The following is a 13,437-nucleotide window of genomic DNA, read 5'->3' as shown; positions in this document are numbered from 1 at the left end:
CGTGCCGCCACCATCAGGTCTGCGTTAAACCAGCGCTTCTTGCGACTGTGCTAGTACCATTTCGCCACAGGCGGCAGGCTCATCAGAACAGCTTCGGGATCATGACCGGTCTCAAGGCCGAATTTGGTACCCCGATCATATACAAGGTTGTATTCCGCATAGAGACCGCGGTGGCGTGATTGTGTTTCCCTGTCTTCCTCGTCCCAAGGTGTGTTGAACCGCCTTTTCACAAGTGGTGCAAAGGCAGGCAGAAACGCTGCGCCTACATCTTTGGTAAGCTGAAAATCCTCGGCCCAGTTGCCGGTGTTCCTGTCATCATAGAAAATGCCGCCTACGCCGCGTGCGCGTTTGCGGTGGGGGATGTAGAAGTATTCATCCGCCCATTTTTTGAGGTCGGCATACAAGTCGTCGCCGTGCGGATCACAGGCACCCTGCATGATTTGATGAAAATGCGCGGTGTCTTCATCATATTCGATGCAAGGGTTCAGATCGGCGCCGCCGCCGAACCACCATGCATGTGGGGTCCAGAACATGCGGGTGTTCATGTGTACGGCTGGAACGTGCGGGTTTTGCATATGAGCGACCAGTGAAATGCCGGATGCCCAAAAGCGGGGATCGTCTTTCATTTCAGGAATGCCTTTGCGGGCCATCATTGCGGCCTGTGCACGTTCGCCCAGCGTTCCATAAACGGTAGAGATATTGACGCCCGCTTTTTCAAACACACGACCACCGCGGATGATGCTCATTTCACCGCCACCGGCATCGGATCCATCATCTGATGTGCGCGACGTCTTTCTAACTTCGGCCCGACCGGCAGGGCGATTGTCTGAATGGCTGTCTTCCAGCGCGTGAAAGGACGTTACGATTTCATCGCGCAACTGGCGAAACCATGCGGCAGCCTGTGTTTTTTCAGTCTCAAAATTGTCAGTCATGCCAGTCCAGAACTTAGGTTAAATCCGTCTTTTCGCCACCCTAACCAAGGGCCGCTATAGTTGGAAGACCTGTTTCCCGGGGCGTTTGGGCGCGGTAAATCGCGTAGCGGTTCCTGCTCGGGCATGACCGGGGTTGGACCGCCCCCACGATATAGCGTAGGGTCGCGCAAAGGGCACACAGAAGCCTTCTCCAATACGGCACGCAAGGTTTCTTGAAGAACATTTCCGACATACCCGTAACGATCGTGCTGTGTACATATAACGGTGCAGAGCATCTATCGGCACAGCTTCAGTCGTATGTTGCGCAGAGCCATCAGAACTGGGCGCTTTGGGTCAGCGATGACGGCTCGACTGATGATACCATGCAGATACTCGAGCGCTTCCAGGCCGATCACGAAGATGCTTACGAAATCCGCATCTTGTCAGGACCAGGCAAAGGTCCTGCACAGAATTTCATGACGACGCTTTGCAATGCCGAGCTGCCGGTCGGATATATTGCGTTGTCGGATCAGGATGACGTCTGGGAGCCCGAGAAACTGACGCGGGCTTTGACGCAGATGACAGCAGATGCCGTAAACAATCCGGCTGAAATACCGGTGATCTACGGTGCCCAGAGCATTCATACTGATGCAAAGCTCAGGCCAATTGGCAGGTCGGTGAAGCCTAGTCGTCCGGCGACGTTCGGCAACGCGCTGGTTCAAAACGTGGTAAGCGGACACAGTTGCATTCTGTCACCTGCGGCTGTCGGTCTTGTCAGGCGCACAGGTGCGCCGGATGGCATTCCCTATCATGACTGGTGGCTGTACCTGCTGGTGGCTGCAGCAGGAGGCCGCATCTTAATCGACGACGCCGCTACCCTGAAATACCGTCAGCACGAAAGCAATATTCTTGGTGCACACCGAGGGTGGCGGGCAAAAACGGCTCGGGTACGGATGGTTCTTCAGCGGGAATATGGTGACTGGATCGACTGTAATCTTCATGCGTTGTCCGAATTGAAAGACGAGCTCCCCGAGGCCACCAACGCATCTGTCGAAGAACTGCTAAACGATCCCGCCCGGTATGGTCTTGCGCGTATCCGCCTGTTGAAGCGGCTGGGAATTTACCAACAGACGCGCGCAGGCAACGCCGTGCTTTGGTTGGCTGCATTCTTGGGACGAGTCTGATCCACAGGAAAGTCACCTTTGCGCGGCAATGGCGGATATGAGCGTCTTGCGGCCAGCTGAGCCCCCTCATTTTCTGCGGCCCCTTCACCTGCAAGAGGAAAACACTTATAGCGATCATCGTTTTATATCGGCAAAGACCAGTACGGCTTGCCTGACCAAGGGTTACTTCGAATGATCAACCAACTCTGGCAGCTGTTCAATCGGTATTGCGGGCGTCATCTCAAGGCGTCGGTCCCCGGCTTCCCGATGTTTGACGATGCTGAGCAGCCAATTGGGCATCTGGATCGGATCAGCCTAGTGGACGGGCGTCTTACTCTTGAAGGCTGGACTTTGGCAAACAGAGCTACGCTTACCGTTGACCGGCAGCGTCAAATGGTTTTCCCGAATCTGGTTCGAACAGATGTCAGTAAGCTCTATGATTGGGACGAGACGCAAACGCTCGGCTTTGTCGTCGATGCCTCCTATTCTGGACACAGCTCCGGAACGTTAGGCCTTGAATTTGATGATGTTCGATATGTCTATCAGGTCCCGAAATTGAACCTGCGCTTCGCGCGGAGCCGCTTGATGCTGCCCTTTGCCGCGACTGTTGTGCGCATGGTGCCGGCGTTGATCAGCTGGAAAATGCGACGTGATCCTTCTGCCCGCGCAAAGCTCAAAAACGCATTCGGACTGGACGATCCAGTAACAGCGTTTCTTTCAAACCCCGACCTGTTTCCCAATGAAAATCGCCCGGTGAAGGCTGATCCGCCAAGTTTGATGGAAACGCCGATTACCATCGTTCTGCCGGTCTACAACGCCTTTGAGTTGCTGGAGGAAGTCCTTAACCGAGTGGTGCAGCATACAGACTTGCCGTGGCATCTTATCATCGTTGAAGATTGCTCCACGGATGAGCGCGTCCGTCCGTTTTTGCAGGATTTCGTTGCTGACTTGAACCGGAGCGAACCAGAACGTGTGACACTGATTGAAAACGCGACCAATCAGGGATTTATCCGGTCGGTGAACGCCGCGCTGAAGATGTCCCTGAGCAGAAATGATCATGTTGTGTTGCTGAACTCGGACGCATTTGTGCCCGCGGGCTGGGCCTCAAGATTGGTTCGACCCATTTTGGCTCATGACAATGTTGCCAGCGTTACACCTATGTCCAACGATGCCGAAATTTTCACGTCTCCTGTTATCTGTCAGCGCCATGACCTCGCGGTAGGTCAGGCAGACCGTATTGATGAGCTGGCGAAGCAGTTCAATCCAGACAGCGCGTTAGCTTCGGCCCCGACTGGCGTGGGGTTTTGCATGGCAATCAACCATAAGTATCTTAACGACGTTCCTCAGCTCGATACTACTTTCGGTCGCGGATACGGAGAAGAAGTCGACTGGTGCCAGAAGGTTCGTAAGAAAGGCGGTCGGCATCTGGGATTGCCTAGCCTGTACGTGGAACACCGAGGGGGTACATCCTTTGGGAGCGCGGAAAAGCTCAAGCTGGTGGAAACTAATAACGCCATTATTTCAAAGCGGTATCCGTACTACGATGCGGAAGTGCAAACCTTTATTCGGCATGATCCTATGTCGGCAGCACGATTGGCGCTCGCGATAGGCTGGGCCGCTGAAAATCAACAAGGGCCGCTCTCTATTTACATCGCCCATGCGCTGGGTGGCGGGGCCGAAGATTACTTGAAAAAACGTATCGCCTCAGAAGTTGAAGATGCTAACAGCGCAATTGTCCTACGTGTCGGACACGCACATGAATGGCAGGTCGAGTTGCATACTCAGATGGGCGTCACATCAAGTGCAACGAACGATTTCTCCTTTCTCGAGCGATTGCTGGAACCTATCACAGAGCGTCATATCGTTTATTCGAACGGTGTCGGTCATCGCGATCCGGTGACACTGCCGCAGCGCATACAGTCTTTAAAGCAAGACGACCGCGATACTATCGAAATCTTGTTTCATGATTTTCTTCCCATAAGTCCGTCTTACACCTTGTTGAACGCTAAGGGCTTCTTTGATGGTGTCCCGCCTGCTGAGAGTCTTGATCCTGCACACCAATCGCGGGGCGGTGACGGTCGAAAAGTGTCCCTTGCAGAATGGCGCGCGGCGTGGGGTGCATTGCTTCGCGAGGCCGAGACTGTGACGGTCTTTTCGGAGAACAGTCAGAAACTTGTTCTGGATGCCTATCCTGACGTGGCAGAGCATATTTCCTTACGGCCACATACCCTCTTTATAAACGCGGAGGAGCTGGCTTGTGAAACACGTCAAGCGGACGAGGTCGTGATCGGTGTGTTGGGAAATATCGGATATCAGAAAGGTGCTGCTGTTTTGCGTGATATGGCAGCACAGTTGGCGAAATCGAAAGCTGCCCGTCTGGTTGTGATTGGTAACGTGGACCCGACCTACCCTTTGGTGGCTCCTGCGAAAATTCACGGCGACTACAAAATTGGCGACATCCCGTCACTGGTCAAGCGATACGGCATCACCTGCTGGCTTATCCCGTCGATCTGGCCTGAAACTTTCTCGTACACAACGCACGAAGCCTTGGCGACCGGATTGCCAGTCTGGTGCTTTGATCTTGGCGCACCTGCAGACATCGTTGCCAGTCATCTTGAGGAAAGCGGCCAAGGTGGCATCGTTGGCTTGACGCATGGAAAGCCATCTGTTTCTCAGACCATCAGCAGTCTGGTTGAAACGAAGGCCTAAGCTAGCCGTCGTTTAACATGTCGCGGTGATACCGGCTAAGAAATACGAGGCCGACAGCGAGTGATATAAGCGCGACGCTATAAACGTATGTGTATGACACATAGGCGGCGTCATAGCTTGGATAGAAAGCGCTTCGCATGCGGCCTACAACATGTACCAACGGATTGTACCAGAGGATATCGCGGTAAGGCTGCGGGACAGTTTCAAACAGGAACAGGACGCACGAAAGGATAAACAGCGGACGCGTAATTACTGACCACGCTCTCTGCCACACTGGAACCATGGTGAACAAGAAACAATTCATGGTGCCGACACCCAGTGAAAGTACGATCGTCAAGAAGAAAGTCTGAAAAATAACAAGCAGGTCGGGTACCGTTCGGGTTTCGAACATCATCAGGATACCAAAAAGAATGAAATAGGCGACCATGAGTTGCGTTAAGCCATTGACGATCAGGCGTCCGATAATAGCATCAACAAACGTGACGCTTGGATAGGCAAGTAGACGCTTTGAGAAAAGTAGTGAGGTCGCGATACTTCCTGACAGAGAGGAAAACATCAAAAACGGCACCATGCCAGTTGCATAAAAAATCGGGAAGTTGATCCCGATAGGTGGTGACTTGAAGCCGAGCGAGAAGATTGCGGTCAACAGCGCGATGCCAAGAGCAGGCTCAAGAACGGCCCAGATATACCCACCGGGAGAGCGACCATAGGTCGTCGACATTTCGCGCAGTATCAGGGCCAAGATCGTACGGGCGCTTGCAAAGCGCCGGGTGTTCCTGACCGCGCTGGCGCGTAGTGGAACCTGAGGATCTATCGGAGATGTCATGAGCGGGGAAGGCCCTTCGTTGTCTATGGCGTCGCGCTTAAGGGGAGTGACGCGTTCCGAATGCCGCCTATTCCGCGCTGGTGTTCGATGGACAAACTATGTACGAATATGACGTCAGGATCAATTGACCAAAGGCTGTGGCTTACACTGTGACAGATACTGCTACCCCCGCGAAAATACCAGGTGAACAAAAAGGGCAGGGACCCAAGGGACAAGGACCGAAGAAGCCGGGTCCGAATGCACCTGCTCAAAATGCTGGTCCTAAAAACACGCCAAATGCCGACCCTAAACCTGCTCCTAAGCCAGCGCAGCAGGCTCAAAAACCCAAGAACGCGGCTCCCGCGGCACCACCGGCCCGCGTCAGGAAACGGCATTGGGGCGTAATCTCCAGTTTTGTGATCTTTGTCCTGCTGCCAGCCACTATTGTCGGGTGGTATCTTTGGTATCGGGCGGCTGATCAATACAGTTCAACCGTAGGCTTTTCCGTTCGCAAGGAAGAAGCCGCATCTGCTGTTGAGCTGCTTGGCGGGATTACTGAACTGTCTGGATCATCGTCTTCGGACACAGATATTCTTTATGAATTCATACAAAGCCAGAAGCTGGTTGCAGAGATTGACAGAGATCTGGACCTTCGCACGATCTGGTCGAAACCCGAGAACGATCCGTACTTTTCTTATGAGCCTCCCGGCACCATCGAAGATCTGGTGAATCACTGGGAACGTCTGGTCAAGATTTACTATGACAGTGGCAGTGGATTGATCGAAGTGCGCGTACTTGCGTTCACTGCCGAAGATGCCACCGCGATCGCTCAAGGTATTTATGACGAGAGCTCGGCGATGATAAATGCGCTGTCTGACATCGCACGAGAGGATTCTATCAGGTTTGCCCGTGACGATCTGACCCGCGCAGAAGATCGTTTGCGAGACGCACGAACAGCGGTCACAGAATTCCGCAATCGAACACAGATGGTCGATCCCTCCGCTGATATCGCAACTCAGGCTGGCCTTTTGGGTACCCTCCAGGGGCAACTTACCGAAGCAATGATCGAGATGAATCTGCTTTTGGAGACTGCGGGCGAGGGCGACCCACGGATCACACAGACCCAAAGGCGAGTGCGGGTCATTGAAAATATGATTGTTCAGGAAAGGCGCAAACTGGGCATCGGAACTGGTGCGGATGAGGGCAATGTTTTCGCCGATCTGGTGGGTGAGTTCGAGCGACTGGCAGCTGATCGAGAATTTGCCGAACGGAGCTATACCGGCGCACTGGCCGCTTATGATGCCGCTGTTGCCGAAGCGCGGCGACAAAGCCGATACTTGGCAGCGCATGTTCTGCCTACGCTTGCTGAACGTTCAGAATTTCCCGAACGCGGGTTGTTGCTAGGCCTGTTCACTATCTTTGCCTTTTTGACGTGGTCGATCGCTGTTCTTGTCGGGTACTCTTTGCGGGATCGCCGTTAGGAAAAGGCAATGATCCAGTTTCAGAACCTGACAAAAGTCTTTCGGCTGAAAGGGCAGCGAAATACTGTCTTGGACAATGTGAACATGACGTTTCCAACCGGACGTTCTGTGGCGCTGCTGGGACGAAACGGTGCCGGTAAGTCCACATTGCTGAAGATGATCGCAGGAACCATGGACCCGACATCGGGAAAAATCGTGTCGACTGGGACAATTTCTTGGCCTGTAGGCTTCGCTGGCTCGTTTCACCTTGATCTGACCGGTGCGCAGAATACACGTTTCATCGCCCGCATATACGGCGTGGAGACCGACGCGCTTGTTGAATTCGTGCAGGATTTCGCGAATTTGGGTAAGCATTTTCACCAGCCGCTGTTTTCCTACTCCTCCGGAATGAAGTCACGTTTGGCGTTCGGTGTCTCTATGGGTATCTCGTTCGACACATATCTCGTTGATGAAGTCACTTCGGTTGGCGATGCCGCATTCAGAGACAAAAGCAGTGAACTATTTAATGCGCGGATGCAGAATTCAGGGTCGATTGTTGTATCGCACAGTCCTTCTATGGTGCGCCGTTTGTGTGATGCCGCTGCTGTTCTGGAGCAAGGGCGAATCACATACTACGATGACCTTGAAGAAGGCATTGAGCATCATGAACGTAATATGAAGGGCTGATCCCAACGACGGGATTCTTGGTACATAAGCACCGCTGCCGTATCAGTTGGTGGTGTTGCGTTGGCTTGGTTTGTTTTTAAGCTTATTATTGCCTGGGACTGGCCTGTAGTTGTCGATAAGCGAAAGCGTCTTTTGGCGTTTTTCGTCAACTTCCTTTACGAAATCAGCATATTCTTCGCGGAAACGCTCTGCGTAAACGTCGTTGATGCTCGTAGCGATCCTTTTGTGACCGCTCTCGATCAACGGCATTCTCATGTGCGGGATGCCGATGTGGCGACCCATCGTGTTCAAGACGCGATTGGGCCGTATCGAAGTATTCTGCTCATAGCTTAGTCGGAAGGGTTTGATCCCTTGGTTCTCAAACAATTCTTCGTTTTTCTGTTCGGCGAAAAGTATATGCGAGAGCCAGCGCTTGATCTCATCCCCGTCATACGCGAATCCGCTGTCCTTTGACGCGAGCTCTTCGTCGCTGGTTTGCGGCGCGTGGCTGATCTGTGTTTGCTGCATTTTGAACAGGGAAATAGCCTGTGCTACAATATTTTCTCGGATCAGCCAGAAGCTGTGCCAGTCATCAACGGGAAACATTTCAATGAATGCCTCATCGCTGCCGAAAACTCTCTTGAGCTGGTGATAGGTGATCTGAAAGCCGTAAACATTGTTTGTATTACGCCTACGTTCCAGAATGTCCTGATATTCTCTCATGTTGGCAGCGTTTAGCGCTTTTGACATGTTCGGCATAAAGCTTGGGTTGTAGCATTCGCCGGGGTTGCTTAGCCGCTTTGTGCGCGTGGCAATGTCGGTCACCCATGAACTGCCGGAGCGAGGCGTGAAGTACATGATGTAACGGATCTTGGCAGGAGGGAGCATCATGTCTTTCGCGAAACGTTCGCGGTTGAGCGTCTCTTTGTCTTGGAAGTATTCTGACATGATGCTGTATCTACTCTGCTAGAATTCGTTACTTCTGGCCTTCTATTCAACACAAGGCACCGATGCAAATGAAAGCAACGCGGCATTTTCAAGGTTGCTTGGCGTTGGAGGTGCGTTTGACCGGTAGGCAGCATGGCCCTCCACCTCGTGTATTCAGGCGCTTAGAAATGTAGTTTACCCTGCACAACCGACCTCCAAGTAACCACGCCGCGGTTGCGGTGACGCCGGTCGCCAACCATATGTGGTATCCAGCGTCACAGCGGTACTGAAGCCGACGGGCTGCTAAAACCTGACGGGCTGAATTGGCCCGGGAACGATACATGTCTGTTATGGCAGTGCAGAGATAAGGAAGACCCGAATGGGATTGATCGAGAAGCTTCATCAAGTGGAAGCGACCGTTGGCGTGATCGGCTTGGGTTATGTGGGTCTGCCGCTGGCGGTTGTATCTGCCAAGGCCGGGTATTCTGTCATTGGATTTGATGTAGACGCCACCAAGATTGAGCGGCTTTATGCTGGCGAGAGCTACATTGAAGCTGTTGAGGCTTCTGATCTTGTAGCGGTGTCCGACAAATGTGCTTGGACGACCGATTTTGCGGACCTATCCAAATGCGATGTCATTATTATCTGTGTGCCGACACCGCTAAACCACCATCGGGAACCGGACCTGTCTTATGTCGAACAGACAGCGAAGGTGATTGCCAAGCACATGACACCCGAAACACTAGTCGTGCTCGAATCCACCACATGGCCGGGGACGACCGAAGAGGTGCTCAAGCCGCTGCTGTCCGCAAGCGGTTTGACTTTGGGATCAGATGTGTTCGTGGGCTATTCACCCGAGCGTGAAGACCCCGGAAATGCAACCTTCCGAACCAAAACGATCCCCAAGATCATTGCAGGTGATGGTCCCACAGCTCAGGCTTTGATGGAGGCTTTCTACGGCGCAGTGGTTGAAACGGTGGTGTCCGTTCCTTCTCCGACCGTGGCAGAAGCAGTAAAGATCACCGAGAACATCTTTCGCTCAGTGAACATCGCTTTGGTCAACGAATTAAAGCTGGTGTACGATGAGATGGGTATTGATGTCTGGCAGGTGATCGACGGCGCTGCAACCAAACCCTTTGGATTCATGCCTTTCTACCCCGGTCCCGGTCTTGGGGGCCACTGCATACCAATCGACCCATTCTATCTGGCATGGCGCGCGCGCAAGTTTGATGTGCCGACACGCTTCATTGAGCTTGCCGGTGAGATCAATACGAATATGCCAAATCATATCGTGCACCGGACGCGCGAAGTGCTTGATCGCGCATCGGGCAGGGGTCTGAACGGAGCACGGCTTTTGTTGGTTGGCGTGGCTTACAAAAAGAACGTCTCTGATATGCGTGAAAGCCCTGCGATGCGCCTGATGCAACTGTTTGAAGAAGCGGGAGCGAAGATTGATTTTATTGATCCGCATGTTCCCGAAATCCCGCCCATGAGGGAGTATGGACTGTTCGAGGGGCGCACTGCTTTGAATCCGTCGGAGGTGATGGCGGGGAGCTTTGATGCTGTTGTGATTGCCACGGACCACGATCAAATCGACTACACCGCGTTGCTTGATCTTGATTGTCCTGTTGTGGACACCCGCAACGCCATATCGAAGCGGGGCCTTCCGATGGAGCAGGTGACCAAGGCGTAAGGTGCCTTAATGCCAATCTCCTAGCGGTCAGGCAAATGCGATACTGACCGCGCCAAACGGTCCGAAGTCCGCGTTGATACGGCTACCTGGTGTGCATTCAACGGGCCGGATAAAGCTGCCGGACAGAACGATCTGCCCCGGTGCGATGCTTTGTCCGTATTGCGCCATGCGACGGGCCAGCCATACGATGCTTTCCACCGGATCGTTAAGAACGCCAGCGCCAAGGCCGGTTTCCTCAACCTCTTCGTTTTTTGACGTAATGGCCCCGACCCAACGCAAATCGAAGTCATCTATCGCGTGCTTTTCCGGCCCCAGAACGATGCCGGCATTGGCAGCATTATCGCTGATCGTGTCAAAAACACTGCGGGTCTTTCCCGTCTTTGGGTCCGCACGCAGAATACGTGTATCCAGAATTTCGATGGAGGGTGCGACGTAGTCTGTCGCTTCAAGCACATCTTCGCGGGTCACATCCGCACCCCCGATCGGTGCCCGCATGACAAAAGCAATCTCTGCTTCGATCCGCGGTTGGATAAAGCGCCCCTTTGGCACAATAGCACCATGCTCAAAGATCATATCGTCGAACAGGATGCCGCTGTCGGGGATGTCGATGTTGAGGGCAGATTGCATTGCTTTGGACGTCAGCCCGATTTTCCAGCCGACGACAGAACGCCCCTGCGCAACTTTAGCGCGATAGATTTCGTTCTGGATGGCATAGGCGTCATCCATGCGCATCTTCGGGTGGCGCATTGTCAGCAGGTCGATTTGCGCACCCGTCTCCTCCGCCCGCAGTAAATCGGCCGCGGCTTGCGCGTGATCTTCGGGTGTCATGGCGTTTCGTCCTCGATCGAGTTGCGCAGGATACCGATACCGTTCACTTCAACCTCAACCACGTCGCCAGGTTTCAGGAATTGCGGCGGGTCGAGCCTTGCCCCCGAACCCGTGGGCGTGCCCGTGACAATGATATCGCCGGGCTGCAAGGTCATGAACGTTGAAATGTATTCTATTTCGCGCCGTATCGGGTGCATCATCCGTGATAGAACATCGTCCTGTCGAACCTCACCGTTCACGCGGGTGACGATACGCGCATCGTCCAGCTGTGCGGCATCGGTGAACGGGACAAGCCATGGCCCCATGGCACCGGAGCGATCCCAGTTCTTGCCTTGCGTGACATTAAATTTGGCATGGCGCACCCAGTCGCGGATCGTTCCCTCGTTACACAAGGTAAGCGCCGCGATGTGATCGTAAGCGTCCGCTTGCGCAATACGCCGACCCCCCTTGCCGATGATAACCGCGACTTCCCCTTCATAATCAAGTTGTGGGCTTTCGGGTGGACGGATCAGCGGTTGGTCATGTCCGGTAAAACCGGACGCGAAGCGCGGGAAAAGTGACATGAATTTCGGCTGTTCAGACCCGTCTTTGTATTCGGCGTTCCGGTCGGGAAAATTCACGCCCACGCAAAGAATACGCCGCGCATCGGGCATCACCATCTCATATTCAAAATCGGTGTGGGTGACTGCGCGATCCTGTGCTGCCTTTGCCAGCGCGCCAAGCCCATCCGCGCAGACAGCCTCGAACAGGGTGGACCATTGCGGCCAAATGTCATTCAGGGCGATCATGCCGGCCTCTGTAACCGCTCCATAAAAGGGCCTGCCGTCACTGCGGTAGCTTGCAAACTTCATTTTATCATGTCCCATATTTCCTGAACAACGGGCGGGATCGTCATCACGTCTTCGCGTGTGCAATCGAATTGGCCGACCTGCACGCGAATGATCTTGGCTCCCTCAAAGGACCCCTGCGTAAGATAGATACGCCCGTCATCATTTATCCGGTCTACTAGACGCTGTTGCATGGCGTCGTCGCCCGGGCAGCGGAACGAAAACAGGCTAAGAATAGGCTCTGTCACAATCTCGAACCCTTCGAGGGCACGAAGCTCCTCGCACAGTTCGTGCGCCCAGTTCACATGATTGCGGATGCGCTGCTGCAACCCTTCCAGTCCGTATGAACGGATAAGAAACCAAAGCTTGAGCGCGCGAAACCGTCGGCCAAGCGGGATGGTCCATTCCGAGTAGTTGGTGACAGCATCGCCGCTGGTCTTGAGATACTCTGGTTCGATCTTGAGCGTATTCAGCTGCGGCAGGGGGTCACGCAAAAACTGTATAGAGCAATCGAATTGCGCGCCGAGCCATTTGTGCGGATTGAACACGATGCTGTCGAATCCATCGACATCTTGCCAGAAGGCCTCGCGGTATTCAGGGCAGATCATGGCTGAACCGGCCCATGCGGCATCAAGATGGGTATACAGGTTGTGCGCCTGCGCGACCTTGAGGATCGGCCCCAAATCGTCGGACGCCCCGATGCCCGTACCGCCAGTAATCGCAATGATACCCGCAGGCGTGTATCCGGCTTCGATATCCTTGTGGATTGCGGCGCTGAGGTCTTTCGCATCCATGCCGCTAAGCGGACCCGCCCCTTTGATTTTGACCAGATTGTCCTGCCCGATACCCGCGACCCAACATGCGCGATCGATCGAAGAATGTACCTGATCTGAGCAATAGATGCGTAACGGCCCCTTGCCGGCCAACCCTTCGCGGTTGCCGGTGTATCCGGTCGCGCGTTCGCGCATGGTCAGGACGGCGGACAGAGTTGCCGATGACGCGCTGTCCTGAATGACACCGACGAAGCCGTCGCCAAGGCCAAGTGCTTGCCGCATCCAGTCGACCATCCGGCCTTCAACCTCGGTCGCAGCGGGGGATGTCTGCCACAGCATGCATTGCGATGCGACGGTATTTACCAGTTGTTCCGCCAGCATAGACGGCGGAGCCGCATTAGCTGGAAAATAGGCAAAAAAGCGGGGGTGCTGCCAATGGGTCATGCCTGGCATCACGATGTCTTCAAAGTCACGCAGGATCGTCTGCATGTCTTCGGGCTGCGTTGGCGGAGAGGACGGCAGTTGTGCGGCAATCTCGCCCGGTTTGGTTTGGGCGCGCACAGGACGGTCGCGCAGGGTCTGGTGATATTGCGCTCCCCAATCTGCGATATGCTTGCTCCAGCCTGCGAATTCATCCCAATCCATGCTGGGCCCTCCCTGATCGCGGATATTTAG

At 54.1% G+C, this 13,437-nt stretch carries 11 protein-coding genes; 5 read left to right on the top strand and 6 right to left on the bottom strand.

Annotated elements, in window-relative coordinates:
- Positions 1 to 50 precede the first annotated feature (50 nt).
- Positions 51 to 932: an oxygen-dependent coproporphyrinogen oxidase gene (hemF, locus tag Z946_RS0107785; RefSeq protein WP_025055165.1), complete on the bottom strand. Its 882-nt coding sequence runs from the start codon at positions 930 to 932 to the stop codon at positions 51 to 53.
- Positions 933 to 1,177: 245 nt separating this feature from the next.
- Here hemF and Z946_RS0107780 point away from each other — a divergent pair, with 245 nt between their 5' ends.
- Positions 1,178 to 2,095: a glycosyltransferase gene (locus Z946_RS0107780; RefSeq protein WP_160170272.1), complete on the top strand. Its 918-nt coding sequence runs from the start codon at positions 1,178 to 1,180 to the stop codon at positions 2,093 to 2,095.
- 147 nt (positions 2,096 to 2,242) lie between these two features.
- Positions 2,243 to 4,783, top strand: a complete 2,541-nt coding sequence (locus Z946_RS0107775; protein WP_152540565.1) for a glycosyltransferase — start codon at positions 2,243 to 2,245, stop codon at positions 4,781 to 4,783.
- Between the two features lies 1 nt (position 4,784).
- On the opposite strand, the gene Z946_RS0107770 is transcribed toward Z946_RS0107775, so the two are convergent.
- Entirely contained in the window at positions 4,785 to 5,525 is a 741-nt protein-coding gene (locus Z946_RS0107770; protein WP_037969513.1) for an ABC transporter permease, read from the bottom strand.
- A gap of 479 nt (positions 5,526 to 6,004) precedes the next feature.
- On the opposite strand from Z946_RS0107770, the gene Z946_RS0107765 reads away from it, so the two are divergent.
- Together Z946_RS0107765 and Z946_RS0107760 are read left to right on the top strand one after the other, a co-directional pair.
- Complete coding sequence (locus Z946_RS0107765) at positions 6,005 to 7,069, top strand: KpsE/RkpR family capsule polysaccharide export protein (RefSeq protein WP_025055161.1); 1,065 nt, start codon at positions 6,005 to 6,007, stop codon at positions 7,067 to 7,069.
- A 9-nt stretch (positions 7,070 to 7,078) separates the two neighbouring features.
- On the top strand, positions 7,079 to 7,735 hold the full coding sequence (locus tag Z946_RS0107760) for an ABC transporter ATP-binding protein (protein ID WP_025055160.1): 657 nt from the start codon (positions 7,079 to 7,081) through the stop codon (positions 7,733 to 7,735).
- Between the two features lie 42 nt (positions 7,736 to 7,777).
- On the opposite strand, the gene Z946_RS0107755 is transcribed toward Z946_RS0107760, so the two are convergent.
- Entirely contained in the window at positions 7,778 to 8,662 is an 885-nt protein-coding gene (locus tag Z946_RS0107755; protein WP_025055159.1) for a Stf0 family sulfotransferase, read from the bottom strand.
- A gap of 358 nt (positions 8,663 to 9,020) precedes the next feature.
- On the opposite strand from Z946_RS0107755, the gene Z946_RS0107750 reads away from it, so the two are divergent.
- On the top strand, positions 9,021 to 10,334 hold the full coding sequence (locus tag Z946_RS0107750) for a nucleotide sugar dehydrogenase (RefSeq protein ID WP_025055158.1): 1,314 nt from the start codon (positions 9,021 to 9,023) through the stop codon (positions 10,332 to 10,334).
- 27 nt (positions 10,335 to 10,361) lie between these two features.
- Here the strand turns inward: Z946_RS0107750 and hpaH are convergent, their stop codons facing one another.
- The 3 genes from hpaH to Z946_RS0107735 are packed head-to-tail and all read right to left on the bottom strand — an operon-like array spanning position 10,362 to position 13,407.
- Entirely contained in the window at positions 10,362 to 11,162 is an 801-nt protein-coding gene (gene hpaH, locus Z946_RS0107745) for a 2-oxo-hept-4-ene-1,7-dioate hydratase (RefSeq protein ID WP_025055157.1), read from the bottom strand.
- On the bottom strand, positions 11,159 to 12,013 hold the full coding sequence (locus Z946_RS0107740; protein ID WP_025055156.1) for a fumarylacetoacetate hydrolase family protein: 855 nt from the start codon (positions 12,011 to 12,013) through the stop codon (positions 11,159 to 11,161). The genes hpaH and Z946_RS0107740 overlap by 4 nt, the downstream gene beginning before the upstream one ends.
- Positions 12,010 to 13,407 carry a pyridoxal phosphate-dependent decarboxylase family protein gene (locus Z946_RS0107735; protein ID WP_025055155.1) on the bottom strand — a complete coding sequence of 466 codons (1,398 nt, stop codon included), beginning with the start codon at positions 13,405 to 13,407 and terminating at the stop codon, positions 12,010 to 12,012. The genes Z946_RS0107740 and Z946_RS0107735 overlap by 4 nt, the downstream gene beginning before the upstream one ends.
- Between the last annotated feature and the right edge of the window lie 30 nt (positions 13,408 to 13,437).

The sequence above is a fragment of the Sulfitobacter noctilucicola genome (genome assembly GCF_000622385.1).
Classification (GTDB): Bacteria; Pseudomonadota; Alphaproteobacteria; order Rhodobacterales; family Rhodobacteraceae; genus Sulfitobacter; species Sulfitobacter noctilucicola.
This window is presented reverse-complemented; position numbering and strand designations above follow the sequence as displayed.

What these genes read in the sequence shown, in the direction of transcription:
- hemF (WP_025055165.1), bottom strand. Translation starts at nt 932, where the DNA reads ATGACTGACAATTTTGAGACTGAAAAAACACAGGCTGCCGCATGGTTT.
- Z946_RS0107760 (WP_025055160.1), top strand. Translation starts at nt 7,079, where the DNA reads ATGATCCAGTTTCAGAACCTGACAAAAGTCTTTCGGCTGAAAGGGCAG.
- Z946_RS0107755 (WP_025055159.1), bottom strand. Translation starts at nt 8,662, where the DNA reads ATGTCAGAATACTTCCAAGACAAAGAGACGCTCAACCGCGAACGTTTC.
- Z946_RS0107750 (WP_025055158.1), top strand. Translation starts at nt 9,021, where the DNA reads ATGGGATTGATCGAGAAGCTTCATCAAGTGGAAGCGACCGTTGGCGTG.
- hpaH (WP_025055157.1), bottom strand. Translation starts at nt 11,162, where the DNA reads ATGACACCCGAAGATCACGCGCAAGCCGCGGCCGATTTACTGCGGGCG.
- Z946_RS0107740 (WP_025055156.1), bottom strand. Translation starts at nt 12,013, where the DNA reads ATGAAGTTTGCAAGCTACCGCAGTGACGGCAGGCCCTTTTATGGAGCG.
- Z946_RS0107735 (WP_025055155.1), bottom strand. Translation starts at nt 13,407, where the DNA reads ATGGATTGGGATGAATTCGCAGGCTGGAGCAAGCATATCGCAGATTGG.